This window comes from Myxococcus sp. MH1, assembly GCF_059738865.1.
Map to the genome: position 1 here is coordinate 4,959,161 of NZ_AP026947.1, position 25,659 is coordinate 4,984,819.

Here is a 25,659-nt window from a genome sequence, read left to right on the forward strand (position 1 = left end):
GTCTGCGTCAGGTGTCGTCGCAGTCTTGAAGCGGGATGAACCACACCTGGAAGGAGCCGGTGTCATCGATGGCGCGGAAATAGATGCGGTCGCCGACGCGGGTGAAGCCCTCCGGGAGCGAGTTCTCGCCGCGCGTCGCGATGTCCGCCAGGGGAAGGCTGGAGGCGACCGTGCCGTGGGTGAACCAGGGTTCGAGCCCTTCGCCCGGCGCCGAGGCGGCGAAGAGGGCGGCGTTCTGGCCCAACGGGAACAGGGGCGAGGCGTACTCGTCACTCAGGCTGAGCGCTTCCGACAAGGCGGAGGTGCCCGCGGTGGTGCCGTCGGAGGTCCAGAGTGTCGCGGCGCGCGGTGCGGGCCCGGGGCTCGCGATGGCCACGGAGAAGAAGAGCCGCTCTCCCGAGACGGTATATTGTTGCAGATAAGGGTAGGCCGCCTCCTCGCCCGCATAGGGATTGGGGAGGGTGACGACCGCGCCCTTCCCGCCGCCACTCAACGACAGTCGCTGGATGCGCATCCGCATGCTCGTGGCGTCGACCGAGGCCAGGTAGGCATTGCCTTTCAAGGCGCCGAGCAGGGTGACACCCTTGCCGAAGGCATCCACCCGCCGGGTCCCCGTCGCGGTGCCATCCGTCCTCCACACCTCCGTGTTCGCTCCGTCCACGAACAGGAACAGCCCCACGTCACCGGCCTGTCCCGTGCCGGTGATGGGCACTTGCTGGGCATCGACCTTCTTGACGAGGGCCGTGCCGGCGGCGGTACCGTCCGTGCGCCACAGTGAAGTGCCCTGCGCCGCCGAGGACAAGAAGAAGAGCTGGTAGGGGCCCACGCGCAGCGACATGTTCCCGAGCGTCGACTCCGGACCGAAGCGCGCGAAGCGCAGCGTGCCCTCGGGCGTTCCATCCGTGTGCCACAGCTCCAGCTCCGGTGCCCCGGGCGTGGGGCTCCATTGGCGCATGAAGGTGAGCTTCCCGTTCTGGGCCGCGACGAAGCTGAGGTGCGTGCCTTCAGGGCCTGGAGTCAAATCCCTGACCAGGTGCGTGCCCGCCTCGGTGCCATCGCTGACCCACAGCTCGCGTCCCGTCGCGGGCTGGTCGAGCAGGAAGAACACCCGAGGGCCCACGGGTATCAGGTTGCGCAGCGCGGGGATTCCCACCGACGCCGCGGGGAAGGACTTCACCCGGGTCGTCCCCACGGCCGTGCCGTTGCTGCGCCAGAGGGCGGCGCTTCCGTCGAACAGGTTGGTGGCGAAGTAGAGCGTGCCTTCGACGTCGGCGAACCACTCGGGGAAGGGGCCGTTGAGCGTGGCGCCCGAGCCGGGGGGGATGACCACGGCGAGGCGCGCGGGGAGTCCCGGGCAGACCTGCTCCGTGTGCTCCTTGTGCGCCGTGGCTCCCCGGAAGCCCGCCGTGGAGCGGGCAGGGGGCGCGACGCCCGCGCCTCGAAGCTCAAGTCGGGTGGGGCCCCCGCAGCCGGCGAACACCAGACCCATCAGCACACACACATGTCTCGCTTGCATGTCCCTCTCCTCCGTGGCGACAACCGACGGAGGATGGGATGAGCGGAAGGGATTCCCCTATCCGCCAGCGAGGCGAGCCCTTATTCAGGGACGGACAGGTGCCCTCCCTCGAAAGGGAGGACACCCGCATGGGGGTTACGGGGCGAAGGCCGTGGAGGCCCAGATGCCGAACGAGCAGGAGCAGTCCCCCGTGAGCTGCTCACCCTGGCAGCAGTCCCGCGTGCGTCCATTGGGCGAGCACGCCTTGCCGGCGGGCGCCGCTGACGTCGAATCGAAGCGCAGGGCCTGGCGATATCGCCATGGAGTTGTTCTTGAATCCCGGTGGCTGATTCGTGGCGCCGTGGCGTGAGGTTCCTGGGCCCAGGGGGGAGGGGGGCATCTGAGTTCCCCTCGGCGAGTCACCGGGCGCTATAACGCTGCCTGGACAGCTCGAGGAGAACTCGTGGGAATCATCCGGCTCGTGGGAGTGATGCTCGCCGTCGCGGGCGGCGTGTTGCTGTGGACGGGGCTCAATGCGCGGGAGTCGCTCACCGAGCGAGCCACCCAGGCCTTCACCGGCAAGTACACGGAGCAGACCACGCTGTACCTGGCGGGCGGGGGCGCCGCGCTCGCGGGAGGCATCCTGCTGGTGCTGTTCGGCGGCGGTCGCGGCAAGCGTCGCTAGTCCCGCACGAGCGGGGGCTGGTTTCTCGCGCCGCCCCGGCGCGAGCAGGTGTCGCCCCTGCTGAGTCGCTCGCGGGCGCGGGTGTTGCTTCGTCCGGGTCGCGCGCTGGCGCGGGCGTTTCCTCGTCCGGGTCACTCGCGGGCGCAGGTGTTGCCCATCGCCCCCGCTGCGCGCTACCCGGAAGCGGTCTGCCTCCCGGCCGCGCGTCAGCGCGCGAGCAGTTGCTCAGGTAGGGCGCACCGGCGCCTCGTGCGCGGGGTCGCCGACGGCGTGCAGTCGGGACCATCCCCGCTCCCGCAGCAGCCGGTGGATGGGCTCACGCAGCGAGGCTCGCAGTCGCTGCTCCGCGTCCGGCGTTCCCTCTCCGCTCGCGGGCACTCGCCAGACGGCGGCGCCCTCTCCGGAGGGAGGCGCCTCGCCCTCCAGCATGAGCCGGATGACCATCGGCGGCGGCCCCAGGGCGTCCACGGCGCCTGTCCCCGTGTCCAGCGTGGCATGCGCCCGGTCCGGTGCGCACAGGCCGTTGAACACGGCGGCGGCCTGCTCGGCCACGCCGCGGTGGGAGCACTCGAAGATGACGCGCCAGGGGCGGTGCGCGGGCTTCGCCGTCGGCGTCATCAGCCATCGGAACAAGAACACCGCGAGCGTCGCGCCGAGCAACTGCGCGGCCACGAAGGACTCGACATCCATCGCGTGCAGGGCGCTGGCACGGGTGCTCACCGCCCGGGCGAGGATGAGCGCCGGGTTCGCCAGCGAGCGCGAGTCGGTGAACCACACCGTGGCCGCGGCATACCCGGCCACGACGAAGTGGGTGGCGGAGGGCCGGGTGCGCACGCAGCCGCGCACCACGATGAGCAGGCCGAACGTCGCCACCAGCTCCGTGAGGAACTGCGCCGAGCTGGCCGAGGGCGTCCGCGTGGCGATGAGCAGCGGCTCTCCGCACATGAGGTGTGCCACCAGCCGTCCCGCGAGCCCTCCGCCCAGCTGTGCCAGCACGTAGCGCGGCACGTCCCGCCACGGAGTGCCGTCCTCCAGCGCGTCCGCGAAGGTGAGGGCGGGGTTGAAGTGCGCGCCGGACAGCGGCTGGAGCACCCAGGTGAGGCACGCGAGCACGACGCCGGCCGCCAGGGACATGAAGAGGCGGTTGTCGGTGGCGCTCACGCCCAGGTGCTCGGCGCCGTGGTGCGCGCCCTCCAGGGCCACCACGAGCAGTCCGCAGCCGAGCGCTTCGACGGCGAGCCGTCGGGGGCGATTGAGCCGCCCGGCGCTGGCGGAGGTCGTGGATGCATCTGCGCTCGTCATCGCGGGGCCCTCCAGCGGCGCTCCCACCCTATGCCTGGGGGAAAGGGCCGTCAAAGCCGACGCGAGCGCCTGCCCGGCACGACTATTCGAAGGTCAGCGAGGAGCCACCGGACAGGTCCTCCTCCAGCATCTCGGGGCGGCCGAAGACGCGCACGTGGCTGCCGCCCGAAGCGCTCACTCGCAAGGTGTCGGACACTCGCAGCGAGGCCATGCCGCCGCCGCTGGACTCCAGCGCCGCCTCCCGCGACGCGAGCTTTCCCGCATACACCTCGCTCCCACCCGACAGGTCCAGCCTCATCTGGCGCGCCTCGCCCTCCAGGAGCGCATACGCGCCTCCGCTCAGGGAGAGCGCCACCGACTGCGCGCGCAGCTCACGCACCAGGATCGCGCCGCCTCCGCTGGCGGACACGCTGAAGTGATTCGCGTCGACGCCGCCCGTCACGTCCGTGCGCCCGCCACCCGAGCGCTCCAGCGCCTCCAGGCTCGGCACCACCACCTCGACGCGCAGCGGATTGGGCGAGTCCCAGCCCACCGAGCCGTGCCCGCCGAAGTGCACCCGCAACCGGTCCCCGTCGTGGTCCGTCCGCATGCGGGCGACGAGGTTGTCATCGCCGATGATGAGGACCGAGTGGGGCCGCGTCGGGTCCACCTGGACGTGCGCCGGGATGCCGTCCTCCACCTCCAGCCGGTCGAACACGGGCGTCGTCCGCGACTCCTCAATCGAATGCCCGCTGCCCTCCAGGTGGTGCCCGAAGCCACAGCCCGACAACCACGCCGCCGCCAGCAGCGCGAGCCCCGCGCCTTGCTCCCGTGCTCCCAGTCGCATCGTCCCGCTCCCGTGTCCGACAGGTCCGGGCACTGGAACACCGCGGGGGCCGGGATGTGTCACCCGGGCCCCCACGGAGCTCGCGAAGGAGGGCCTACGCGTTCAGCGCCGCGGCGTGGTGCCGCAGGTGGTCCTCCATGAACGTGGAGACGAAGTAGTAGCCGTGGTCGTACCCCTCGTGGATGCGCAGGGTGAGCGGCTGTCCCGTGGCGGCGCAGGCCTCGCGCAGCAGCTCCGGCTTGAGCTGCTCCTGGAGGAACTTGTCGCCCGTGCCCTGGTCCACCAGCAGCGTGGGCAGGTGCTGCTTCGCGGCGCGGATCAGCTCCGTGGCGTCATACGCGCGCCACGCCTGGGTGTCCTCGCCCAGGTAGCCCTTGAAGGCCTTCTGTCCCCACGGCACGCGCATGGGCGCGACGATGGGAGCGAACGCGGACACGGAGCGGTAGCGCCCGGGCTGCCGCAGCGCCGACACGAGCGCGCCATGGCCTCCCATGGAGTGGCCGAAGATGCCCTCCCGGTCCTCGCGGGCCGGGAAGTGTCCGGCGATGAGCGCGGGCAGCTCCTTCGTGACGTACGTGCCCATGCGGTAGCGCGCGGACCACGGCGCCTGGGTGGCGTCCAGGTAGAAGCCCGCCCCCACGCCGAAGTCCCAGGACGCGTCCTCGCCCGGATACCCCGCGCCCCGAGGGCTGGTGTCCGGCGCCACCAGCATCACCCCCAGCTGTGCCGCCACACGCTGCGCGCCGCCCTTCGTCAGGAAGGTCTCCTCCGTGCACGTGAGGCCCGCGAGGTAGTAGAGCACCGGCACCTTGCGCTCCCGCGCCTGCGGCGGGACGAAGACGCCGAAGCGCATCTCGCCCCCGCACGCCTCGGACACGTGCTTGTAGAAGCCCTGCGTGCCGTCGAAGCAGCGGTGCTGGCTGAGGAGCGTGGGCGCCGCCGTCATGAGTACTTCACCACGCTGCGGATGGACTCTCCCTTGTGCATCAGGTCGAAGCCCTGGTTGATGTCCTCCAGCTTCAGCGTGTGGGTGATGAGGTCGTCGACGTTGATCTTCCCGTTCATGTACCAGTCGACGATCTGCGGCACGTCCGTGCGGCCGCGCGCGCCGCCGAAGGCGCTGCCCTTCCACACGCGCCCGGTGACGAGCTGGAACGGCCGCGTCTTGATCTCCTGCCCCGCGCCCGCCACGCCGATGACGATGCTCTCGCCCCAGCCGCGGTGGCAGCACTCGAGCGCCTGGCGCATCGTGTTCACGTTGCCGATGCACTCGAAGCTGTAGTCCGCGCCGCCGTTGGTCAGGTTGACCAGGTACGGCACCAGGTCGCCCTCGACCTCCTTCGGGTTGACGAAGTGGGTGAGGCCGAACTTCTCCGCCATGGCCTTGCGCGCCGGGTTGATGTCCACGCCGACGATCTGGTCCGCGCCCACCATGCGGGCCGCCTGCACCACGTTGAGGCCGATGCCGCCCAGGCCGAAGACGACGACGCGCGCGCCGGCCTCCACCTTGGCCGTGTACACGACGGCGCCGATGCCCGTCGTCACGCCGCAGCCGATGTAGCAGACCTTGTCGAACGGAGCGTCCTCGCGAATCTTCGCGACGGCGATCTCCGGCAGCACCGTGTACTGCGCGAAGGTGGACGTGCCCATGTAGTGGTGCACGGCCTGCTTGCCCAGGCGGAAGCGGCTGGTGCCGTCCGGCATCAGGCCCTTGCCCTGCGTGGCGCGGATGGCCGTACACAGGTTCGTCTTGCGCGACAGGCACGACTTACACTGCCGGCACTCGGGCGTGTAGAGCGGGATGACGTGGTCGCCCTTGCGCACCGACGTCACGCCCGGGCCCACGTCCACCACCACGCCCGCGCCCTCGTGGCCGAGGATGGCGGGGAAGAGCCCCTCCGGGTCCGCTCCGGAGAGCGTGAACTGGTCCGTGTGGCAGATGCCGGTGGCCTTCAGCTCCACGAGCACCTCGCCCGCCTTGGGTCCCTCCAGGTGCACCGTCTCGATGACCAACGGCTTGCCTGCCTCGAGCGCCACCGCCGCGCGCACGTCCATACACGAGCCTCCCTGTGAGAAATGAAGGGCGGGAGCGTAATGCGCGGCGGGCGGGCGTCGCACGACGGATTCGCTCGCTGATGCCTGGCGGACGCTTCCGGGGCTTATCGACAAATGAAGAAGGGCCTGGAGCCGACGCGCGGTTCCAGGCCCTTCGGGCAAGGCAGGGGAGCGACTACGGCGTGCCGGCCGCGGCCTGGGCCTTGGCGGCCTTCTGCGCCTCGCTGAACTTCTTGGTCATCTCCGCGAACTGACCCTGGTACTCGTCCATCTTCTTCTGGTGCTCGGCGGCGCGGGCGTTGGCCTCGTCGACGATGGTCTTGTCCTTGGCGTTCTCGGCGGCCTCGGACAGCGCCATGTCCTTCTGCTGCCGCTCGTACTCCATGAGGCGGCCCATCACGACGCGCTTGTTGAGGTACGTGTTGGCGGAGTTCGGGTTGATGGCGATGACCTGGTCATAGATGCTCAGCGACTTCTCCAGGTCCGCCTTGACGATGGGGGCCGACATGGAGCGCGCGCCGCCCTTCTGCGCGTAGATCTCCGCGATCCACCCGAGGGACGCCTCGTCCTTGGGCTCGATCTTGAGCGCCTCGTTGAAGTACTTCTCCGCGTCCTCCAGCGTGCCGCCCTTCATGTGCATGCTGGCCAGGGTGCGGTAGGTCTCGGCCTTGTCCGCGGGGGTGGTCTTCATCTCGAGGATCTTCAGGACGGCCTCGCTGGCCTTGTCCATCTGTCCGAGCTCGAGGTGGGCGAAGGCCTTCTTCTCCCAGACCTTCTCCTGCTTGGGGTCCGCCTGGAGCGACAGGGCGTAGGCCTCGGTGGCCTCCTTGTACTCCTTCTTCGCCAGGTGGTTGGTGCCCTTGACGCGGTTCTGCTTGGCGACGTCGTTCTCCTCGCTACAGGCCACGGTGCCACCCAGTGCGAGAACTCCGACCATCAGACCGACTCGTGCCAGTCGCTTCATGTGTGTGAACCTCTCGAGCGGGCCTGGGGAGTCGACCCCGGCCCAGTCCATCCTGCTGTTCGCTCAGCGTGGGACCCGCCCTCACGCGGATCCGGAATCAGGGGCGAGCATACCCGAAGTCACGGCCCCGCCACCCAGGAGCAGCGCGCGCCTGCCTCCCTGCCTTCCGGCCACCCCCTCCTGGGCCCCGGTCCACCCGACGTGGGGGCGCCTGTGGACACCCGGGGTGTGGGGGCGCTGCTAGGGTGCGGCCCCGTGTTTCCCCCCGTCGGAGCTCTCGCGCCATGACCGTCCTCACCCGACGTACCGTCCTCCAGGGGCTCGCCGTCACCGCCGCGGGCTGTGCCTCGACGCGCCCCCTCGTCGCGCCGCGCTCCGGACCGTCGCTGCCCCTGGGCGCGCAGCTGGGCGACGTGCGCACCGGGGCCGTCAGCGTCTGGGGCAAGGCGGAGCGGGCGTCCCGGCTCGTGGTGGAGTGGAGCGAGGACTCGCGCTTCGCCCGGGGCGTCCACCGGGTCGAGGGGGGACGGCTCACGGCCGAGACGGACTTCACCGGCGTGGTGGACCTCACGGGGCTGCCTCCGGGGCGGCAGCTCTTCGTGCGGGTGCTCGCGGAGGAGGGCGGTGCCACGGGGGAGGCGTGGACGGGGAGATTCCTGTCGGCCTCGGATACCGCCCGGGACCTCTCCTTCGCCTGGAGCGCGGATGTCTGCGGGCAGGGGTGGGGCATCAACCGGGAGTGGGGTGGGTATCGCGGCTTCGCGGCCCTGCGCGCGCTGAAGCCGGACTTCTTCCTGCACGTCGGCGACGTCATCTACGCGGACAACCCGCTGTTGCCCGAGGTGACGCTCCCGGACGGGCGCGTGTGGCGCAACGTCGTCACGCCCGCGAAGTCCAAGGTCGCCGAGACGCTCGAGGAGCTGCGCGGGAACTTCGCCTACAACTTCCTCGACGAGTCCCTGCGGGCCTTCGCTCGCGAGGTGCCCATTGCGTACCAGTGGGACGACCATGAGGTGCGCAACAACTGGTATCCGGGCCGCTCCATGGCGGAGGACCCGCGCTACACGCGGGTCTCGGATGACGGCGTGCTCGGTGCACGGGCGCGTCAGGCGTTCTTCGAGTACTCACCCGTGGGCGGCGCCGCTCGCGCGGAGGGGCGCATCCACCGTCAGCTCTCCCAGGGGCCGCTGCTGGATGTCTTCATCCCGGACGTGCGGGCGTTCCGAGGCCCGAACACGCTCAACCGTCAGACGAAGCAGGGCCCGGAGACGGCCTTCCTGGGACGCGCGCAGCTCGATGGCTTGAAGCAGGCCCTGGCGTCCTCGCGCGCGACGTGGAAGGTGATTGCGACCAGCATGCCGCTGGGGCTCGTGGTGCCCGCGGAGAAGACGCCGGACGGTCCGCTCATGGAGGCCTGGGCCAACGGGCCGGGCGCGCCGATGGGGCGCGAGCTGGAGCTGGCGGAGCTGCTCTCGTTCCTGAAGGAGCGACGGGTGCGCAACGTGGTGTTCCTCACCGCGGACGTGCACTACCCGGCGATGCACCACTTCCATCCGGACCGGGCGCGCTTCCGGGACTTCGACCCGTTCTGGGAGTTCGTCGCGGGGCCGCTCAACGCGGGGACGTTCGGCCCGAGCCCGCTCGACGAGACCTTCGGCCCCGAGGTGAAGTGGCAGAAGCCGGCCACGGTGATGAACGCGGCGCCGTGGGAGGGACAGCAGTACTTCGGCAGCGTCCGCATCCAGGGCGCATCGGGCGTGATGACCGTGGCCATCCACGACCTCACGGGCAAGGCCCTGCATCAGGTGGAGCTGGAGCCGAGCCGATGACGTGGGTGGTCATCGTGTTCTCGCTCGGGGCGGCGGCCTTGGGTTGGCACCTGATGACGAACCGGCGCGCGCTTCCGGTTCCGTCGCTCGGGGCATGTGCTCGCTGTGGGAAGGCGCGCGAGCTGCTCGACGAGGAGCTGGATGACCATCACCTCGACGCGGAGCAACGACGCCACGAGCAGAGCGGCGCCGTGGACTATCACGTCTGGTGGTGCGGCTCGTGCGAGGAGGGCGTGGTGGTGCGCAACACCGCCTTCGAGCAGACCTGGAGCCCGTGTACCGGGTGCGGCGCACGCGCGACGTTCAGCGTGCACACCGTCGCCGCCGCCACCGAGCGCAAGGGCGGAGAGCTCCGGGTCGAGGTGACGTGTCCGGCCTGTGGCCGCGTCGACAGCCACCGTCGCTATACGCCCCGCATCCCTCCTCGGGGATGACTCACGTGGTGAGCACGAGCTTCACCAGCTCCGGAGGACTGCCCACGCGCATGGGCGGTCCCCAGAAGCCGCAGCCCCGGCTCACGTAGATGTGCGAGTCCTGATGGCGGTACAGGCCCGCCACGTGCTCCCAGGCGAAGTTGATGAGCAGCGTCATGGGCACGAGCTGCCCGCCGTGCGTGTGGCCTGAAATCTGGAGGTCCATCCCGCGCTCCGCGGCCACCTTGAAGTTCGCGGGCTGGTGCGCGAGCAACACCGCCGCGCGCTCCGGGTCCCTCCCTTGGAGCGCGAGATCCAGGTCGTAGCCCTTCTGGTTGCGTCGCTTCCAGCCGCTCCAGTCATCCACGCCGACCAGGTCCAAGGATGCGCCTGCGTCACCGATGCGCACGTGGCGGTTGCGCAGCGACTGGATGTCGAGCGACTGGAGGAACGTGGTCCACTCCACGTCACCCGAGTAGTAGTCGTGATTGCCGGTGACGAAGTAGCTGCCGTACCGCGAGCGCAAGTCCCGCAGCGCCGCGACGGAGGGACCCAGCGTGGGCACGTCGCCGTCCACCAGGTCGCCGGTGATGGCGAACAGGTCCGGCTTCAGCGCGTTGGCCTGCCGCACCAGCTCGTCCATGAACCGGCGCTGGATGAACGGGCCCACGTGGATGTCCGTGAGCTGCACGATGCTGAGCCCGTCGAGCGCGCGCGGCAGCTTGGGAATCCGGATGGCGACCTCGGTCACCATCGGCGGCGCGAAGGCTCGCCAGTGGCCGTAGGACGCGAGGCCACCTCCCGCGATGGCCGCGCCTCCCGCCAGCGCGCGTCCGAGGAACTTCCTCCGCTCCGGGTCGATGGGCTCCTCGTTCGGGGACGCGAGCGGCGTGGCCCGGCGCTGCTGGAGGCGGCGACCCAACGCGAGGAACGCGCGGGCGAGGTCCATGGCTCCCAGGGCCAGCACGAGGCAGAGCGCCACGCCCATCCACGTGTACGTGGCCACCGTGACGGTTTGCTCGTGCTGCTCGGGGACGGCGTCCAGGAGCGTGCGTCGCAGCCCCAGGAACAGCGTGAGCAGGCCCAGGACGACCATGGCCACGAGCCGGCCGACGCGGCCTCGCACCAGCTCACGCACCAGTCGCCGGTAGAGATACAGGTGGCCCAGCACCGCGCCGAGGCCGATGAGCATCGAGAAGGAGGAGAACCGGAACGGCATGGGGATGTGCCCGGGCTGAGAACGGACGGGCAGGGTAGCACGCGGCCTCGGGCCCGGCCGTGTCCCGGAGATTGAACACTGAGCGTGGCACACGGCGGACGAGAACCGGCCAGGTGTGCTCCGGGCAGGTAGATTCCCCGGCCGTGACAGCAGGCGAGCCTCGGGAGGGGACACACATGGACAAGGTCATCGTCATCACGGGGGCGAGTGGAGGAATCGGCGCGGAGCTGGCGCGGGTGGCGGGCGCGCGTGGGGCGAAGCTGGTGCTGGCGGCCCGTCGCAAGGATGCGTTGGAGACGGTGGCGACCCGCTCCGGCCGGGACTCGCTGGCGGTCGTCACCGACGTGACGTCCCGCGCGCAGGTGGAGAAGCTGCGCGACGCGGCGCTGGAGCGCTTCGGTCACATCGACGTCTGGGTGAACAACGCGGGGCGCGGCATCACCCGCTCCGTGGCGGACCTCTCGGACGAGGACCTGGAGGAGATGTGGCGCGCCAACGTCAACAGCGCGCTCTACGGGATGCAGGCCGTCCTGCCGCACTTCCAGGCACGCAACGCGGGGCAGATCCTCAACATCTCCAGCACGCTGGGGCGCCTGCCCGTCGTGCCCCATCGCTCCGCGTACAGCGCGGCCAAGCACGCGCTGAACGCGCTGAGCGCCTGTCTGCGGCAGGACCTGCACAAGACCCATCCCGGCATCCACGTCACGGTGGTGATGCCGGGCGTGGTGGCCACGGAGTTCGGGACGAACGCGCTGGGAGGAGGGCCGGACTCGCGCATGCTGCCCGGCGCGCAGCGGGTGGAGGAGGCCGTGGAGGTCATCCTCGACGCCATCGCGCATCCGCGCCCGGAGGTCTTCACGCGGCCCGCGGCGCAGCAGGAGGTGGAGCGCTACTACCGCGACGTCGCCGCCTACGAGCTGGACCCCGGCCCTCGCCCCGGACGCTGAACGCGCGAGGCCCGGGAGGCGTGCTCCCGGGCCCGACGCGACGTCACTCGTAGCGCAGCGACTCGATGGGCGCGAGGCTCGCGGCGCGGCGCGCGGGCCAGATGCCGAAGAACACGCCGACGGTGGCGGAGAAGGCGATGGCCAGGATGATGGCCTCGGGCGCCACCACCATCGTCCACCCCATGAGCTTCTGCAGCAGCGCGGCGCCGCCCACGCCCAGCGCCAGTCCCAGCGTGCCGCCCGCGAGGCAGAGCACCAGCGACTCCACCAGGAACTGGAGCAGGATGTCCGTGCCGGTGGCACCCAGCGCCTTGCGCAGGCCGATCTCGCGCGTCCGCTCCGTCACCGAGACGAGCATGATGTTCATGATGCCGATGCCGCCCACCAGCAGGGAGATGGCGGCGATGCCCGCCAGGAGCAGCGAGAAGGTCTGCGTCGTCTCCTGCACCGTCGCCAGCAGCGACGCCTGGTCCCGGATGTTGAAGTCCGCCTGCTCCTCGGGACGCAGCCGGTGCTCGCGGCGCAGCTTGAGGTCGATCTCCGCCATCGCGTCATCCATGGCGCCCTCACCCGAGGCCTGCACGGCAATCGAGCGGATGCGGTTGCTGCCCATCACCCGGAACTGCGCGGTGGCCAGCGGGATGTAGAGGCTCTCGTCCGGGTTGGAGAAGCCCTGCGAGCCCTTCTCTGCGAGCACGCCGATGACCTCGAAGGGGATGCCGCGGATGCGAATCGTCTCGCCCACCAGCGCCGAGGAGTCCCGCACCCCCAGCTGCCCGGCCGCCAGCGCGCCCAGCACCACCACGCGGCGCCGGCCCTTGTCCTCCGCCTCGGTGAAGAGCCGCCCCGAGACGATGTTCGACTCGTTGATGTTGAAGTACGCCGGCCACGTACCGACGACGGACAGGTTCGCGTTGCCCGCGCCGTACTCCACCTGGAAGCGGGACTCGATCTCCGGGGCCACGTTCTGGATGTGCTTGGGGTTGGCGCGCAGCGCCTCCGCGTCGTCGATGGTCATGGTGGCCTGACCTCGGCCGAGACCGCCGGAGAAGGACTGTCCGGGGCGCACGGTGAGGACGTTGGTCCCCAGCGTCTTGAGCCGCTGCTCCACCGAGCGCTGGGCTCCCTCGCCCAGCGCCACCATGGTGATGACCGCCGCGATGCCGATGACGATGCCCAACATCGTCAGCAGGGAGCGCAGCTTGTTGGCGAGGACCGCGTCGAACGCGACCCGGATGATTTCTCCCATGACCTGTCCTCCTCCTCCTGCCGCCGACTACCGTCCGCCGCGCATGCCGCCGCCGCCCGCACCCGGAATCATGCCGGCCGACTGACGCATGCGCTCCGAGCGCTGCTGCTGTTGCTGCTGGAGCTGCGCCACCGACACCAGCATCACCTGGTCGCCCTCCGTCAGGCCGCTCAGCACCTCGGAGCTCTCCCAGTCGCTCAGCCCCAGCGTCACCCGGCGCGGCTCCGGTCCGTTCGGCCCCTTCACGAAGACGATGCCCGGCCGCGTGTCCCCGGTGCCCTGACGACCCTCGCGCCCACCGCCCCGGTTGCGACGGCCGCCACCCTCCGCGCCCGGCTCCGCCGCCTGCGCGCTCACGTTCACCGGCGTCGCTCCACCCGGCGCCACCGCGCCCTTGTCCGCCGCGCCCTCGGGACGCGCCGCCGCGTCACCGCCCGGCGCCCCCGCGTTGCCGCTGCCGCCCGTCGGCCGCATCAGCGAGCGCACGGACTCCTCGGTCAGCCCCACCGCGAGCGCCGCGGCGCGCGCGTCCCGCAGGCCCACCACGGCGGAGTTGGGGACGGTGATGGCGTCACGCCGGCGGGAGATTTCAATCGCCACCTCCGCGTTCATGCCCGGCCGGAGCAGGCCCTCCGGGTTGTCCAGGCGCACGAGCACCGGGAAGAGGGTGACGTTCTGCTCCACCAGCGCCTGCGGTTCGATCTTCACGACCTCGCCGATGAACGTCCGGCCCGGGTAGGCCTCCATCGTCACGCGCGCCTTGAGGCCCGCCTTGAGCTGGCCCACGTCCGTCTCGTCCACCTTGGCGCGCACCTGCATCACCGACAGGTCCGCCATCTTGAACAGCGTGTTGCCGCCGGACACGTTGGAGATGGCCGAGGCGATGATCTGCCCGGGTTGGATCTGCCGCTCCAGCAGCGTGCCCGAGCTGGGCGCGCGGATGGTGACGTCGCGGCTGCGCTCCTTGGCGAGCTGGAGGTTGGTCTCCGCGCGCACCTTGGCCGCCCGCGCCGTGGCGAACGCGTCGATGGCGGACTCGTACTCCTGCTGGGTGACGTAGCCGGACTGCCGCAGCGCCTCCATGCGCTGGCGCTGGGCGTCAGTCGTGTTCAGCCGCACCCGCGCGGACTCCACGTCCGCCTGCGCCTGCGCGAGCGCATTCTGCACGTCGCGCGGGTCGATCTCCGCCAGCAGGGCGTCCTTCTCCACCTTGTCGCCGGTGTCGAAGAGCACGCGGAGCACCTCGCCGGAGGCCTTGGACTTCACCTCCACCACGCGCAGGGGCTCCACCAGGCCCGCGGACTCCGCGACGACCTCCATGTCCCGGCGCTCCACGACGGCCACCGCCGCCGAGCGCTCGGGCGTCTTCGGCTGGCTTCCCTGCTGGGTGGCGTACACGCCCGCGCCAATCAGGACCGCCGCGACACCCGTGATGACCACCTTCTTCACCTTGCTCACGACGACCTCCAAATCTTCGTGGCCTTCTCCATCCAGGAGACGGACCTGCTCAGTGCTTCTTCAGCTCGTCCCGCTCGATGACGCCGTCCTTCAGGAACAGCACCCGCTGCGCGTGCGCCGCGATGTCCGACTCGTGCGTGACGAGCATCAGCGTCTGTCCCTGCGAGTGCAGCTCCCCGAAGAGGGCCATGATCTCCTCGCCCGTGCGACTGTCGAGCGCGCCCGTGGGCTCGTCCGCGAGCAGCAGCGCCGGCTGCGTCACCAGGGCGCGCGCGATCGCCACGCGCTGGCGCTGGCCGCCGGACAGCTCGTTGGGGCGGTGGTCCTTGCGGCTGCCCAGGCCCACCTTGTCCAGCATGGCCGCGGCGCGCTCCAGGCGGAGCTTCTTGGGCACGCGCGCGTACACCAGGGGCAGCGCCACGTTGTCGAGCGCGGACGCGCGCGGCAGCAGGTTGAAGCTCTGGAACACGAAGCCCAGCTCGCGATTGCGGATGCGCGCCAGCGCGTTCTCCGTCATGCCCGCCACCGGCTGGCCGTTGAGCCAGTACTGGCCCTCGCTGGGCACGTCCAGGCAGCCGATGAGGTTCATGAAGGTGGACTTGCCCGAGCCGGACGGGCCCATGACGGCCACGTATTCGTTGCGGCGGATGGTGAGGTCCACGCCGCGCAGCGCGCGCACCACCTCCGAGCCCATGGTGTAGTCCTTGCGAAGGCCCTCCACCCGGATGACCACGTCCGCGATGTCGCGCGCCTTGTCGGCCGGTGCTCCCGTCGTGTCGTTCATGGGTGTCGTCACAGCTGCCTCCCGGCGAGCGCCTCCAGCTCCGCGTGCGCGATGCGATAGTCGAAGCGCGAGGACACGAGGTTGATCTCCGCCTGGACCAGGTTCTCCTGGGACGTCAGCAGCTCCAGGATGGTGGTGGCCCCCAGACGGTAGCGCTCTTCCTGCACCTTCAGGTCCTCGCGCGCCACCTCCACCGACTGCTCGGAGAGGCCGATGCGGTCGGCGGACAGGCGCAGCTGGTTGAGCGCCTGGTGGGCACCGGTGCGCACCGCGCGCCGCGTGTCCGCGAGCTGCACCTGCGACACCACCTCCGCCGTCTTCGCCCGCTGCACGCGCTCCTCGCGCAGGAAGCCGTCGAAGATGGGGTAGGAGAGTCCCAGCCGGACGTTCCAGCTCGTCCTGCCGCCATTGAAGCTCGGGTCCTGGTTGAACCAATCGTAGCCGGCGGACAAGCGTACCGTCGGCAGGTAGGTGGCCTTGGCCACGTCCACGCCCGCCGCGGAGGCGCTCAGCGTGGAGGCCGCCGCGAGCACCGCGGGGGCCTGCGCCTCCAGGTCCGACACCAGCGTCTCATCGGAGACGGCGAGCGGCTTCGGGTCCAGGTTCTCCGTGCCCTTGGCCTCCACCGCGCCCTCCGCGCCGATGAGCCGTCCGAGCGCCAGGGCCGCGGAGGCGCGCTGCGTCTCCGCCGTGCGCAGGGCATCGCGCGCCGTGGTGTGGTCCAGCTGCGCGCGCAGCAGGTCCGAGCGCGTCGCCGAGCCCACCGCCAATCGGCGCTGCGCGGCCTCCTCGTTCTGCCGGGCCCGTTCGATGCGCGAGCGCGCCACGTTCTCCAGGCCCGTGCCGCGGAGGACCTCGTAGTACGCGCGCTGCACCTCGAGCACCGCGCTGGCGCGCTGCGCCCTCAACTGCGCGGAGGCCGCGCCCGACTGGGCCTTGGTCTGCTCGCGCGTGGCGCTGCGCTGGCCGCCGGTGAAGACGTTCCACCCGGTGGACAGGCCCGCGCTGTAGTTGTCGGCCGAGCCGTTGATGACCGCGCCCGTCACCGGCTCGACGCGCTGGGTGCTGGAGAGCGAGCCGCTCGCGCTCGCCGACAGCGTGGGGATGTACGCGCCCACGGCGCTGCGCTCGGCCGCCGCCGCGTTGGTGACGTTGCCCTCGGACTGCGCCACCGCCGGGTTCGTCTTCAGCGCCCGCGCGATGGCCTCCTCCAGCGAGACGCTGGGCACCTCCGGCTGGGCCTGCCTGGTGACGCCCAGGTCCGTGGGCACCGCCTCGCTCGGAGCGCTCGGCTCCTTCGGAGGCGCCGCGGTCTCCGCCGGCGCGGGCACCACGCCCGCCTGGGCGAGGCCCAGGAGGGCGACCTTCGTGGGCGCATCACCCGGCAACAGCGCGGCGCCCTTCGTCGCGCCCGCCAGACCCGTACCGGGCACCACCACCACGCCGAGCATCCCCAGGGTCAGCGCCGTCAGCCGCTGGGGCCGCCTCTTCAACCACGCTTTCCGGAGCATCGTCATCGCCGCCATGTCCCGTTGCAGGCCGGTGCGCTCCTGGCGCTCCGGCGTTCCCAGGCAGGGTCGATTGCATGCACCTTGCCACATTTCAACCCTGCGGAATCACATGGAGAATGTCTCCAGGGACTGCGGGAGTCGCCGGTGGGGTGCGGATTTCGCATGCGCTCGACGCGGCTCGTCATCGAGGGATGGGGCCATGGGCCTCGTGCTTGCACAACGGAGTCTCGAAGAGAGGTGGTGACCCGGCTCGGGCGCCACCCCCAACCCTCGGGGAGAGACAGATGGGCTCGGCAGCGTTCAAGCAAGGAGGAGCCCACGCGGCGCCACGTCGTGACGGAAGGGAGTGCGGATTCCGCATCCTGGATGCAGAGTTCGCAGCGAGTGGAGGAGCCGCATGGAGTGGAAGACACCCGGAGCGAGGGCCGCGTCGATGAGTGGCCCGGCCCGTTGGAGACCGCGGGGTCCCTGGATGCCCTGGGTGGCGGCCGGGCTGATGTGCGCGGTGCTGCTGTCCGCCGTCGTGTTCATCCGTCGCTCGGCGCTGGAGTCGTCCTCGCTGGTGGTGCGCGGCATGGCGAACGTGCTGATGCTCGCCGGCGTGGAGGCCTTCCGGGAGGGCACGGGCGTGCCGAGCCAGCAGGCGCTGGAGGCCTTCCTGAACACCCACCAGGAGGGCGGGCTGCGCTACGTCGCCATCGTCGAGGACGGGCAGGTGCTCGCCTCGGCGGGTGTCGGCTCGTTGGGGAAGATCGAAGACGGCACGCAGCTGCGCTTCGAGGAGGGGCGGGGCCGCTTCATCCACCGGCTGCGCAAGCCGAGGCCGCCGGACGGCCCGCCCGCCGTGAGCGGGACGCCGCCGATGGTGGAGCCTCCTGTCTCGCAGGAGCCTCGCCGCAACCTGCGCATCGGCTACGACTTCGAGCCCGTCACGGCGCTGGAGTTGAAGGAGCGCTCACAGCGGCTGCTGTTCGTGGCCGCGGTGTCATGCATGGGCATCCTGGGGCTGGCGTTCGCGTTCTCGCGCTCGCTGGCGCAGCGTGAGGCGCTGGCGGCGGAGCTGGAGCGTGGGCGTCGGCTGGCGGCGCTGGGCACCATGTCCGCGGTGCTGGCGCACGAGCTGCGAAACCCGCTGGCGTCGCTCAAGGGGCATGCGCAGCTGCTGGCCGAGCGCGTGGAGCGCGACGAGGTGCTGCGTCCCAAGGCGGACCGCATCGTCGGCGAGGCGGTGCGGCTGGAGCAGTTGATGAACGACCTGCTGAACTTCGTGCGCAGCGGCGAGCTGCGCCGCTCGGGCACGGACCCCAACGAGGTGCTGCGCGCGGCGGTGGAGGCCACGGGTGAGTCGAGCGTGGAGGCGCGGTACCTGCCGGGCCACGAGAAGGTGGAGCTGGACGCGGGCCGCTTCCAGCAGGCGCTGGAGAACGTGCTGCGCAACGCGGTGCAGGTGAGCCCCGCGGGGCAGCGCGTGGAGGTGGGGGTGGCGCAGGAGGGGCCGGCGCTCGTCTTCACGGTGAGGGACCATGGTCCGGGCATCCCCAAGGGCGACGAGGAGCGCATCTTCGAGCCCTTCGTCACCGGGCGCCTGCGGGGCGTGGGGTTGGGGCTGGCCATCACCCGCCGCATCGTCGAGCTGCATGGGGGCTCGGTGAGCGCGAGGACGCACGCGGAGGGAGGCGCGGAGTTCCGCCTCACCGTGCCGGCGAGGGGGACCTGAGATGGCGCGCATCCTGGTGGCGGATGACGAAGAGGGCGTGCGCTCGTTCATCGCGGAGGCGCTCGAGGTGGAGGGCCACGCGGTGACGACGGCGGCCGACGGCGAGGAGGCCGCGCGGCTGTTGTCGAAGCAGGGCGTGGATCTGCTCGTCACGGACCTGCGCATGCCGGGCATGGACGGGCTGACGCTGTTGCGCAAGGTGCGCGAGGAGCAGCCGGACGTGGAGGTCATCGTGCTCACGGCGGTGGGCTCGGTGGAGAGCGCGGTGTCGGCGATGAAGGCCGGCGCGTTCGAGTACCTGCTCAAGCCCGTGGGCAGTCCCGCGGAGCTGCGGCTGACGGTGGCGCGGGCGCTGGAGCGGCGCGCGCTGCTCAACCTGAAGACGGAGGCGCGCCAGTCCACGAGCGAGGTGGTGCTCAGCTGGGGCGCGCCGACGATGGGCCCGGTGGTGGAGGCGCTGCGCAAGGTGGCGCCCACGCAGGCCACGGTGCTGCTGGTGGGGGAGAGCGGCACGGGCAAGGAGGTGGCGGCGCGCGCGCTGCATCAGTGGAGCGAGCGCTCCGAGGGGCCGTTCATCGCGGTCAACTGCGCGGCGTTGACCGAGACGCTGTTGGAGAGCGAGCTGTTCGGCCACGAGAAGGGCGCGTTCACGGGCGCGGTGGCGCATCGGCGCGGGCGCATCGAGCTGGCCCAGGGTGGCACCTTCTTCCTGGACGAGGTGGGCGAGCTGAAGGCGGAGCTGCAGGCGAAGCTCTTGCGTGTCTTGCAGGAGCGGCGCTTCGAGCGCGTGGGTGGGACGCGGACGCTGGAGGCGGACGTGCGCTGGGTGGCGGCGACCAACCGTGACCTCAAGACGATGATGGCGCACGGCGAGTTCCGCGAGGACCTCTACCACCGGCTGGCGGTGTTCCCCATCCGGCTGCCCTCGCTGCGCGAGCGACGCGAGGACCTGCGGCCGTTGGCGGAGCTGCTGCTGCGGCGCATCGGCGAGGAGCTGGGACGTCCGGGGTTGAAGCTGTCACCGGAGGCGTCGGAGCGGCTGGAGTCGTTCGCCTGGCCGGGCAACGTCCGGGAGCTGCGCAATGCACTGGAGCGCGCGGCCATCCTCGCGGACGGCGCGGTGGTGGAGTCGCGTCACCTGTGGCTGGACCCGACCAGCGCGCCGACGTCCACGCCGACGCCGGCGGTGGGAGCGCGGCTGCCGGACAAGACGTTGGAGGAGCTGGAGCGGATGGCCATCGAGCAGGCCATCGCGGACGAGGGCGGCAACCGCAAGCGCGCGGCCCAGCGACTGGGCATCGGCCTGCGGACGCTCTACGACAAGCTGCGGCGCTACGGGATGCAGTAGCGCCGCGGGGCGCGGCTCACGGAGGGCCGTAGCCCTGCACGCGGGAGTTGAGCTCCACCGCGGTGGCGTAGATCTGCGCCCACGTGCGGTACTTCAGCCGGTCGCCGAAGCCCTTCTGGTCATTGGCGTAGTCGAACAGGTCCTTGCGGAAGAGCGCGTCGGCGGCCTTGCGCGCGTCGCCGCTCAGGGGCGTGCCCTTGCGGTCGAAGTAGCGCAGCAGGTCGTACCCGTAGTCGTGCGTCTTCGCCGCGGGGTCGAACTCCTTGTCCGGTCCAATCTTGCCGGGCGCGGACGCGGAGCCGTGCGGGTCCTGCATGCGCTGACCGTGCTTCGTCTGGATGGCGAAGGGCTTGTAGCCCATGACCTTCTCGAAGTCGGCCGGAGGAGGACGGGCACCCGTGAGGTACTCCGTCATCAGCTTGCCGTGGTCTCCGGCGGGCGCCTTGCCCACGCGCGCCGTGGCGGCCGTGCCCTTCGTGAAGGTGTCCTCGGTGTTCGGACGGACCAGGGCCGTGTTCTGGGCCTTCTCCGAGGCCGGAGCCTCCGAGGCGGAGGGCGTCTGGCGGCGGGGGGCGACGGGAGCGTTGCGAACGAGCATGAAGGGACCCGGGGGAAAGCTTCTCTCGGGTTGTCGCAATTTGTAGGGTGGAAGTTGCGCGGGTGGGATTGACGCATCGCATTGTGAGAAGGAGAGCACGTGGGCGCGGACCTGTATCGAGACGGAGTGGCTCGGCTGGAGGCGGGGGATGGGCGGGAGGCGGCGCGCCTGTTGGAGGCCGCGCTTCGCGAGGCCCCCGGAGACGTGAAGGTGATGCATGCGTTGTCGCGGGCCCTGGATGTGACGGGCGAGCGGGAGCGCTCCGTGCAGCTCCTGGAGTTGGTTCACGCGAAGGCGCCCTCGGACCCCGAGGCCGCGTGTGAGCTGGCGATGGCCCTGCTGGAGCGCACCGAGGACGCGCGCGCGGCGGAGGTCCTGGCGCCGGTGCTCGCGGCGCAGCCCGACCACCCCAGGGCGAACCTCTGCATGGCCATGGCGCTGGCCAAGACGGACCCGGAGCGGGCGAAGGCTCACCTGAAGCCCGCGAGCCGGAGCGCGGACGCGGACCAGCGGGAGCAGGCGGCGGCGCTGGAGCGCGTGTTGTCGGGACAGTCCCCCGGCTGAGGCCAGGGCCTCACGTCAGCCGGACACAGGCCTCGATGTTGTTGCCGTCCGGGTCCAACAGGAAGGCGGCGTAGTAGGAGAAGCCGCCCTCGCGGACACCGGGGGCGCCGTTGTTCCGTCCTCCCGCGGCGAGGCCCCGCTGGTGGAAAGCGTCCACCACCTCGCGCTCCTTCGTGGAGAACGCGAGGTGGAGCGGGCTGCGCGCCGGCGCGTGCTCGGCCGTCCAGGTCGATGGCCGCAACGTGCCCACCCAGAGGAACGGCGACTTCGCGTCCGTGCCGAAGATGACGAAGCCCTCCCCGCGCTCCAGGACGCCCAGGCCAAGCGGTTTCAGGCACGCCTCGTAGAAGCGCACGCTCGCGTCCAGGTCCGTCGTCACGAAACCGAAGTGGTCGAGCTGGAGCATGCCCGTACGGTGTGGACCCGCCCGTTCCCTCGACAAGCTCCTCCCGGAGTGCCGGGCGCCTGCCTTCCCGCCTGGATAGCGTTTTGAGTGTTATGCTGCTTTTGCGGCTTATCGCTCATCCTTGTCGAGGGCTTCATGTCAGTCCTGCGTCTGCGTCACATCCTCGTGTCCCTGGCGGTGGGGCTGGTGGCGGCGGCCCCCTCCGCGCTCGCGCGAGGGCGCTACTACAACGACTCCGGCAGCATCGAGACGACCCATCCTTCGTGGATGAGCTGGGTGTCGAACTCGACGAGCCTCGCGTCGTTGTCCATCCCCGGCACGCACGACACCATGGCGTATCAGTCGTATGGCGGGAGCCTGACGCAGACGCAGTCGTTGGACCTGCGCAAGCAGTTGGATGCGGGCGTGCGCGCGTTGGACATCCGGTGTCGACACATCGGCGACCGGTTCACCATCCATCACGGCGTGGTGTACCTGCACGTCAACTTCGATGACGTCCTGCGCACCACCATCCAGTTCCTGAGCGACAACCCCACCGAGACGGTGGTGATGCGCGTGAAGCGCGAGCACACCGAGGAGGACATCACCCGGAGCTTCAACCAGACCTTCGAGTGGTATCGCGACCAGCCGGCCTACAGTCCGTATCTCTGGCGAGGCTCGCATGTGCCCACGCTGGGCGAGGTGCGCGGGCGCATCGTCGTGTTGGACGACTTCGCGGGGGGCGCTTACGGCATCCCCTGGGGGGCGCTGGAGCTCCAGGATGACTGGACCGTGTCGCAGCTCGCGGACATCGACGACAAGTGGAACAAGGTCCGGGCGCACCTGGACCGGACGCAGGGTGGCGCGCCGTCGAAGCTGTTCGTGAACTTCCTGAGCGGCGCCTCCGCCATGGCGCATCCGCTCCACGTCGCGGGCGGCATCAATGTCCTGGGCATCGGCTATCGCGGGGTGAACGACTTCGCCATCGACCACCTGGTGGGCGGGTACGCGCAGCGCGCGGGAATCCTGATGATGGACTTCCCCGGGGCGGGCCTGATTGACGCCATCCTCGCGCTCAATGTTCGGCTCCTGCCGAGCAGCGCGGCGCTCCCTCCGGACTTCGGAATCATCTTCCGGAACACGGCGCACACGGTGGGCGGTGACGCGGAGGCCCGGTGGCGCGGGACGCGGGCGTTCCTCCAGAACGCGGCGCCGGGGCGGTACTGGCACATCCTGGCGCTGAAGCGGGAGTGGGGCGGCTGGATGCACTACGAGGGCGCGTTCCTCCAGTCCGACTCCATGGATGAGTACACCCACCTGGCCTTCACGACGCGCACGGTGACGAGCGTGGTGGGGCCCTCGTATCTCGCCAGCTACGTGAACGGACAGCTCGGGAGCCTCTCTGGCGGCGCGGGAGATCGGGCCACACAGCTCCATGGCCGGCTGAGTGCGCGCTTTCCGTTCCAGCTCTGGTCCGTGGTGGTGAAGCGCTCACCGGGAGGCCTGAGCAACTGGGCGTACTCGGACTACGGTCGTGGTTACAAGACGTCGTCGGGTGATTACACGTACGCGGTGCAGGGGTACTCGGCGGGAGACGGCGTGTACCTGCACGAGCACGGGGGCTACGAGGGCAACGTGATGCGGCTCACGTCGAGCGTCGGCAACCTGGGGGACTTCGGCTTCAACGACGTCACCAGCTCCGTGACGGTGCTCGGCTCGTATCAGGCGACGCTGTGTGAGCATGCGTTCATGTCTGGACGGTGTTTCAGCACGTCCTCCAGCATCGACAGTGTCGACTCGGTGGCGGGCGGGCCGTGGAATGATCGCATCTCCTCGCTCGCTGTCTCACGCTAGGGACCTGGGGCCGTGGTCGGAGGTGAGCACGTGAATCATGTTCCCGGTGGGAGGGGACATGAGCAACGAAGGCACCGGCTTGGATGGGTCGGCCCCGATGGTGTTGGGGCCGTGTCTCAGGAATCGACGTGGAGCCGTGGAGGTCTCGCTGACGAACCAGGTCGCGGACCTCCAGCTCATCCGGGTGGGGGTGGTGCGGGTGAACGGGCGGGAGGTTCCGCTGGAGGACATCGTCCTGGTCCCCGAGGAGGGGGCCGTGTGGCCCGGTGTGGACCTGTCGTCCCGGTGTCCGTTCCTCTTCGAGCGACAACGTCGTGTGTGGCTCCGGGTCGGTATTCCGCCGCTCGCGATGGGGGAGCACCGCGTCGAGCTGGAGCTCGAGTGTGGGGTTCATGGCGTCATCCGCGCGGACGTGACCCAGGTCATCGACGAGCCGCATCCGGAGGCGGATGGGCGGATTCCGCGCGCCCCGGATGACGACTTCGCCGAGGGGGTCGTCCGCGCGCGGCGGGCCCACGCGGAGCAGTGGGCTGGGACGCGGCTGAGCCATGTGTCGAGCCCCTCGTTCGAGCCCGCGCATGCGAGGAACGCGTGTGAGCACTTCACCGGGGTGGCGCAGGTCCCGCTGGGTCTCGCGGGACCGCTCATCATCCAGGGAGAGTACGCCCACGGTCCGTACCTGATTCCGCTGGCCACGACGGAGGGCGCGATGGTGGCGAGCTACAACCGGGGCATCAAGCTGCTCAACGCGTGTGGCGGAGCCCGCTGTACGGTGCTGGAGGATGCCATGCAGCGCGCGCCGGTCTTCGTGTTCGACGATGCGAGGGCGGGGCGTGATTTCTCGCGGTGGCTGCGAGCGAACGAGTCCGCCATCGCGGAGCAGGCCGAGGCGACGAGCCATGTGGCGAAGTTGCTGCGCCTGGAGACGTATCAGCTCCACCGGTTCGTCTTCGTGCGGTTCAACTTCGCGACGGGGGACGCGGCGGGCCAGAACATGGTGGGAAAGGCCACGTTCGCGGCGCTGCTCTGGATTCGCGAGCAGTATCCGCACATCCGAGCGAGCTTCCTGGATGGGAACGTCTCCACCGACAAGAAGTCGTCACGGCTGAACATCCTCCAGACGCGGGGCAAGCGCGTGACGGCGGAGGTGGTGGTACCCAAGGCGCTGTTGCTGGAGAAGATGCGGACCTCCGTGCAGCAGGTCGTCCTGTTGCAGCGGGTCAGCGCGGAGGGCTCCAGCCTCGCGGGGGCGCACAACAACGGGTGTCAGTCCGCCAACGCGCTCGCGGCGTTGTTCATCGCCACCGGCCAGGACGTGGCGACGCTGGCGGAGTCGGCCGCGGGCGACCTGTACATGGACGAGACGCCGGAGGGCGACCTGCATGCCTCCATCACGCTCCCGTCGCTGGTGCTGGCAACACACGGAGGTGGCACGGGGCTGCCCACGCAGCGCGAGTGTCTGGAGCTGATGGACTGCTTCGGGCGAGGCAAGGTGCGTCGGCTCGCGGAGATTGTCGCTGGCGTGGTGCTCGCGGGGGAGCTGTCGCTGGCCTGCGCGGTGGCCTCCGCGTTGGGCTCGGAGGAGTGGGTGACGAGCCACGAGAGCCTGGGGCGACATCACTGAGGGCGCGCCGGCCGCTCGCGAGAGGCCGGCGCCTTGCTGTCTCCATCGTCTCAGAACGGCATCGACTCGATGGCGTCGACCATCTTCCCCACGTCGTAGGCATAGAAGCCCGCGGCGTTGAGCGTGTTGATCTCCCCGACGTGGGGCCGGTGCTCGTGGACGAAGATGTCCAGGGCATAGGCCCTGTCCGGCCCCCACCGCGCCGCCATCCGCTGCGCGAAGGTCCATACGTCCGGCTCCACCTCCGACGAGGAGAAGACCCGGTCACCCAGCTTGTAGCGCGTCCCGGTGACGACGCGGCCATCCACGACCACCATCCGGTACTCGCTCTGGATGCGACGAGGCTCGCTCACGGCGACCCAGGTCTCCGCGGTGAGCTGCGGCGTGTCGCCCACTCGCAACACCTGCTCGCGCCAGGGCTCGAAGTCCTCCCACCGCGCCACCATCCCCGAGAACGCCTTGTCATCGAGGCAGGGGCGGATGAAGAACGCGCCCTCCTGGCGAGGCACCTCGGCGAACCGGCAGACGCGCGCGTCCCCGTTCAGGAGGAATTCCCCCAGGTGCTCGCGCCAGACGCGGAAGTCGAACCGCTCGTTGATGAACGCCCCTGGCGTCCATCCGCGCCGCCGCGCGTACCGGGCCAGGCTCAACGAGCCCATCACCATGACGTGCCCGTCCACGTCGACGGTGGGCTCGACGCCCCCGTCGAACGGAATGACCTTCACCAGGGTGTGCGGAATGCCGCCGCGCTCCAGGACCCGCAGCAGCTCGTGGAAGCCGCGCTCGTTGAACAGGTTGTCCTGAACGACCCAGTGCATGACATGGCCCTCCG

The 25,659-nt window shown here is 70.4% G+C and carries 23 protein-coding genes; 9 read left to right on the plus strand and 14 right to left on the minus strand.

All coding sequences use genetic code 11. The features are described 5' to 3' along the window. Positions 1-7: 7 nt before the first annotated feature. The gene (locus tag AC6JA9_RS19720; RefSeq protein ID WP_497960424.1) at positions 8-1,516 is read right to left on the minus strand and encodes a hypothetical protein; all 1,509 of its coding nucleotides are present in this window, start codon (positions 1,514-1,516) and stop codon (positions 8-10) included. A 442-nt stretch (positions 1,517-1,958) separates the two neighbouring features. On the opposite strand from AC6JA9_RS19720, the gene AC6JA9_RS19725 reads away from it, so the two are divergent. Further along, positions 1,959-2,180 (plus strand): DUF3185 family protein, encoded by a 222-nt coding sequence (locus tag AC6JA9_RS19725; RefSeq protein ID WP_267696411.1) that lies wholly within the window; start codon positions 1,959-1,961, stop codon positions 2,178-2,180. Between the two features lie 225 nt (positions 2,181-2,405). Here AC6JA9_RS19725 and AC6JA9_RS19730 read toward each other — a convergent pair whose 3' ends face one another. The 5 genes from AC6JA9_RS19730 to AC6JA9_RS19750 form a co-directional block, all read right to left on the minus strand. Next, a complete protein-coding gene (locus AC6JA9_RS19730) occupies positions 2,406-3,482 on the minus strand; it encodes an aquaporin (protein WP_497960426.1) in 1,077 nt (358 codons plus the stop codon). Positions 3,483-3,564: 82 nt separating this feature from the next. Then, the gene (locus tag AC6JA9_RS19735) at positions 3,565-4,308 is read right to left on the minus strand and encodes a head GIN domain-containing protein (RefSeq protein ID WP_223750028.1); all 744 of its coding nucleotides are present in this window, start codon (positions 4,306-4,308) and stop codon (positions 3,565-3,567) included. A gap of 94 nt (positions 4,309-4,402) precedes the next feature. Then, positions 4,403-5,254 (minus strand): S-formylglutathione hydrolase, encoded by an 852-nt coding sequence (fghA, locus tag AC6JA9_RS19740; RefSeq protein ID WP_223750027.1) that lies wholly within the window; start codon positions 5,252-5,254, stop codon positions 4,403-4,405. Beyond that, positions 5,251-6,363, minus strand: coding sequence for an S-(hydroxymethyl)glutathione dehydrogenase/class III alcohol dehydrogenase (locus tag AC6JA9_RS19745; protein ID WP_046713461.1), 1,113 nt, complete (start codon positions 6,361-6,363; stop codon positions 5,251-5,253). Before AC6JA9_RS19745 ends, fghA begins: the two co-directional genes overlap by 4 nt. 175 nt (positions 6,364-6,538) lie before the next feature. Next, positions 6,539-7,327 carry a tetratricopeptide repeat protein gene (locus AC6JA9_RS19750; protein ID WP_223750026.1) on the minus strand — a complete coding sequence of 263 codons (789 nt, stop codon included), beginning with the start codon at positions 7,325-7,327 and terminating at the stop codon, positions 6,539-6,541. Positions 7,328-7,611: 284 nt separating this feature from the next. Here AC6JA9_RS19750 and AC6JA9_RS19755 point away from each other — a divergent pair, with 284 nt between their 5' ends. Together AC6JA9_RS19755 and AC6JA9_RS19760 are read left to right on the plus strand one after the other, a co-directional pair. After that, on the plus strand, positions 7,612-9,156 hold the full coding sequence (locus AC6JA9_RS19755) for an alkaline phosphatase D family protein (protein ID WP_497960427.1): 1,545 nt from the start codon (positions 7,612-7,614) through the stop codon (positions 9,154-9,156). Further along, positions 9,153-9,590 (plus strand): hypothetical protein, encoded by a 438-nt coding sequence (locus AC6JA9_RS19760; protein ID WP_223750024.1) that lies wholly within the window; start codon positions 9,153-9,155, stop codon positions 9,588-9,590. The genes AC6JA9_RS19755 and AC6JA9_RS19760 overlap by 4 nt, the downstream gene beginning before the upstream one ends. A gap of 1 nt (position 9,591) precedes the next feature. On the opposite strand, the gene AC6JA9_RS19765 is transcribed toward AC6JA9_RS19760, so the two are convergent. Continuing rightward, the gene (locus AC6JA9_RS19765; protein ID WP_223750023.1) at positions 9,592-10,788 is read right to left on the minus strand and encodes a metallophosphoesterase; all 1,197 of its coding nucleotides are present in this window, start codon (positions 10,786-10,788) and stop codon (positions 9,592-9,594) included. A 176-nt stretch (positions 10,789-10,964) separates the two neighbouring features. On the opposite strand from AC6JA9_RS19765, the gene AC6JA9_RS19770 reads away from it, so the two are divergent. Then, the gene (locus AC6JA9_RS19770) at positions 10,965-11,735 is read left to right on the plus strand and encodes an SDR family oxidoreductase (RefSeq protein WP_497960429.1); all 771 of its coding nucleotides are present in this window, start codon (positions 10,965-10,967) and stop codon (positions 11,733-11,735) included. A 43-nt stretch (positions 11,736-11,778) separates the two neighbouring features. Here AC6JA9_RS19770 and AC6JA9_RS19775 read toward each other — a convergent pair whose 3' ends face one another. From AC6JA9_RS19775 to AC6JA9_RS19790, 4 genes are read right to left on the minus strand one after another with little or no spacing between them, the layout of a single operon-like run. Next, complete coding sequence (locus tag AC6JA9_RS19775; protein ID WP_141331918.1) at positions 11,779-12,984, minus strand: ABC transporter permease; 1,206 nt, start codon at positions 12,982-12,984, stop codon at positions 11,779-11,781. A gap of 27 nt (positions 12,985-13,011) precedes the next feature. Next, entirely contained in the window at positions 13,012-14,442 is a 1,431-nt protein-coding gene (locus tag AC6JA9_RS19780) for an efflux RND transporter periplasmic adaptor subunit (protein ID WP_497960430.1), read from the minus strand. A gap of 49 nt (positions 14,443-14,491) precedes the next feature. Then, positions 14,492-15,226 carry an ABC transporter ATP-binding protein gene (locus AC6JA9_RS19785; protein WP_223784461.1) on the minus strand — a complete coding sequence of 245 codons (735 nt, stop codon included), beginning with the start codon at positions 15,224-15,226 and terminating at the stop codon, positions 14,492-14,494. An 8-nt stretch (positions 15,227-15,234) separates the two neighbouring features. Next, positions 15,235-16,719, minus strand: coding sequence for a TolC family protein (locus AC6JA9_RS19790; protein ID WP_223750019.1), 1,485 nt, complete (start codon positions 16,717-16,719; stop codon positions 15,235-15,237). Between the two features lie 490 nt (positions 16,720-17,209). On the opposite strand from AC6JA9_RS19790, the gene AC6JA9_RS19795 reads away from it, so the two are divergent. Together AC6JA9_RS19795 and AC6JA9_RS19800 are read left to right on the plus strand one after the other, a co-directional pair. Then, entirely contained in the window at positions 17,210-18,454 is a 1,245-nt protein-coding gene (locus AC6JA9_RS19795) for a sensor histidine kinase (protein WP_408890573.1), read from the plus strand. Between the two features lies 1 nt (position 18,455). Beyond that, positions 18,456-19,802, plus strand: a complete 1,347-nt coding sequence (locus AC6JA9_RS19800) for a sigma-54-dependent transcriptional regulator (protein ID WP_497960432.1) — start codon at positions 18,456-18,458, stop codon at positions 19,800-19,802. A 16-nt stretch (positions 19,803-19,818) separates the two neighbouring features. On the opposite strand, the gene AC6JA9_RS19805 is transcribed toward AC6JA9_RS19800, so the two are convergent. Continuing rightward, complete coding sequence (locus AC6JA9_RS19805) at positions 19,819-20,400, minus strand: hypothetical protein (RefSeq protein WP_223750016.1); 582 nt, start codon at positions 20,398-20,400, stop codon at positions 19,819-19,821. A gap of 99 nt (positions 20,401-20,499) precedes the next feature. On the opposite strand from AC6JA9_RS19805, the gene AC6JA9_RS19810 reads away from it, so the two are divergent. Continuing rightward, entirely contained in the window at positions 20,500-20,964 is a 465-nt protein-coding gene (locus tag AC6JA9_RS19810) for a tetratricopeptide repeat protein (RefSeq protein ID WP_223750015.1), read from the plus strand. A gap of 10 nt (positions 20,965-20,974) precedes the next feature. Here AC6JA9_RS19810 and AC6JA9_RS19815 read toward each other — a convergent pair whose 3' ends face one another. Further along, positions 20,975-21,370, minus strand: coding sequence for a VOC family protein (locus AC6JA9_RS19815; RefSeq protein WP_223750014.1), 396 nt, complete (start codon positions 21,368-21,370; stop codon positions 20,975-20,977). A gap of 135 nt (positions 21,371-21,505) precedes the next feature. Between AC6JA9_RS19815 and AC6JA9_RS19820 the strand changes: the two genes are divergently transcribed. Next, positions 21,506-23,203, plus strand: a complete 1,698-nt coding sequence (locus AC6JA9_RS19820) for a phosphatidylinositol-specific phospholipase C domain-containing protein (protein ID WP_497960434.1) — start codon at positions 21,506-21,508, stop codon at positions 23,201-23,203. 58 nt (positions 23,204-23,261) lie between these two features. Then, a complete protein-coding gene (locus tag AC6JA9_RS19825) occupies positions 23,262-24,827 on the plus strand; it encodes a hydroxymethylglutaryl-CoA reductase (protein WP_223750012.1) in 1,566 nt (521 codons plus the stop codon). A gap of 50 nt (positions 24,828-24,877) precedes the next feature. Here the strand turns inward: AC6JA9_RS19825 and AC6JA9_RS19830 are convergent, their stop codons facing one another. Then, complete coding sequence (locus AC6JA9_RS19830) at positions 24,878-25,645, minus strand: ATP-grasp domain-containing protein (RefSeq protein ID WP_223750011.1); 768 nt, start codon at positions 25,643-25,645, stop codon at positions 24,878-24,880. Between the last annotated feature and the right edge of the window lie 14 nt (positions 25,646-25,659).

Coding starts and splice junctions, on each gene's coding strand:
- AC6JA9_RS19820 (WP_497960434.1), top strand. CDS start 21,506: ATGTCAGTCCTGCGTCTGCGTCACATCCTCGTGTCCCTGGCGGTGGGG.
- AC6JA9_RS19745 (WP_046713461.1), bottom strand. CDS start 6,363: ATGGACGTGCGCGCGGCGGTGGCGCTCGAGGCAGGCAAGCCGTTGGTC.
- fghA (WP_223750027.1), bottom strand. CDS start 5,254: ATGACGGCGGCGCCCACGCTCCTCAGCCAGCACCGCTGCTTCGACGGC.
- AC6JA9_RS19775 (WP_141331918.1), bottom strand. CDS start 12,984: ATGGGAGAAATCATCCGGGTCGCGTTCGACGCGGTCCTCGCCAACAAG.
- AC6JA9_RS19770 (WP_497960429.1), top strand. CDS start 10,965: ATGGACAAGGTCATCGTCATCACGGGGGCGAGTGGAGGAATCGGCGCG.
- AC6JA9_RS19760 (WP_223750024.1), top strand. CDS start 9,153: ATGACGTGGGTGGTCATCGTGTTCTCGCTCGGGGCGGCGGCCTTGGGT.
- AC6JA9_RS19805 (WP_223750016.1), bottom strand. CDS start 20,400: ATGCTCGTTCGCAACGCTCCCGTCGCCCCCCGCCGCCAGACGCCCTCC.
- AC6JA9_RS19825 (WP_223750012.1), top strand. CDS start 23,262: ATGAGCAACGAAGGCACCGGCTTGGATGGGTCGGCCCCGATGGTGTTG.
- AC6JA9_RS19815 (WP_223750014.1), bottom strand. CDS start 21,370: ATGCTCCAGCTCGACCACTTCGGTTTCGTGACGACGGACCTGGACGCG.
- AC6JA9_RS19735 (WP_223750028.1), bottom strand. CDS start 4,308: ATGCGACTGGGAGCACGGGAGCAAGGCGCGGGGCTCGCGCTGCTGGCG.
- AC6JA9_RS19765 (WP_223750023.1), bottom strand. CDS start 10,788: ATGCCGTTCCGGTTCTCCTCCTTCTCGATGCTCATCGGCCTCGGCGCG.
- AC6JA9_RS19795 (WP_408890573.1), top strand. CDS start 17,210: ATGCCCTGGGTGGCGGCCGGGCTGATGTGCGCGGTGCTGCTGTCCGCC.
- AC6JA9_RS19750 (WP_223750026.1), bottom strand. CDS start 7,327: ATGAAGCGACTGGCACGAGTCGGTCTGATGGTCGGAGTTCTCGCACTG.
- AC6JA9_RS19800 (WP_497960432.1), top strand. CDS start 18,456: ATGGCGCGCATCCTGGTGGCGGATGACGAAGAGGGCGTGCGCTCGTTC.
- AC6JA9_RS19720 (WP_497960424.1), bottom strand. CDS start 1,516: ATGCAAGCGAGACATGTGTGTGTGCTGATGGGTCTGGTGTTCGCCGGC.
- AC6JA9_RS19785 (WP_223784461.1), bottom strand. CDS start 15,226: ATGAACGACACGACGGGAGCACCGGCCGACAAGGCGCGCGACATCGCG.
- AC6JA9_RS19830 (WP_223750011.1), bottom strand. CDS start 25,645: ATGCACTGGGTCGTTCAGGACAACCTGTTCAACGAGCGCGGCTTCCAC.
- AC6JA9_RS19730 (WP_497960426.1), bottom strand. CDS start 3,482: ATGACGAGCGCAGATGCATCCACGACCTCCGCCAGCGCCGGGCGGCTC.
- AC6JA9_RS19755 (WP_497960427.1), top strand. CDS start 7,612: ATGACCGTCCTCACCCGACGTACCGTCCTCCAGGGGCTCGCCGTCACC.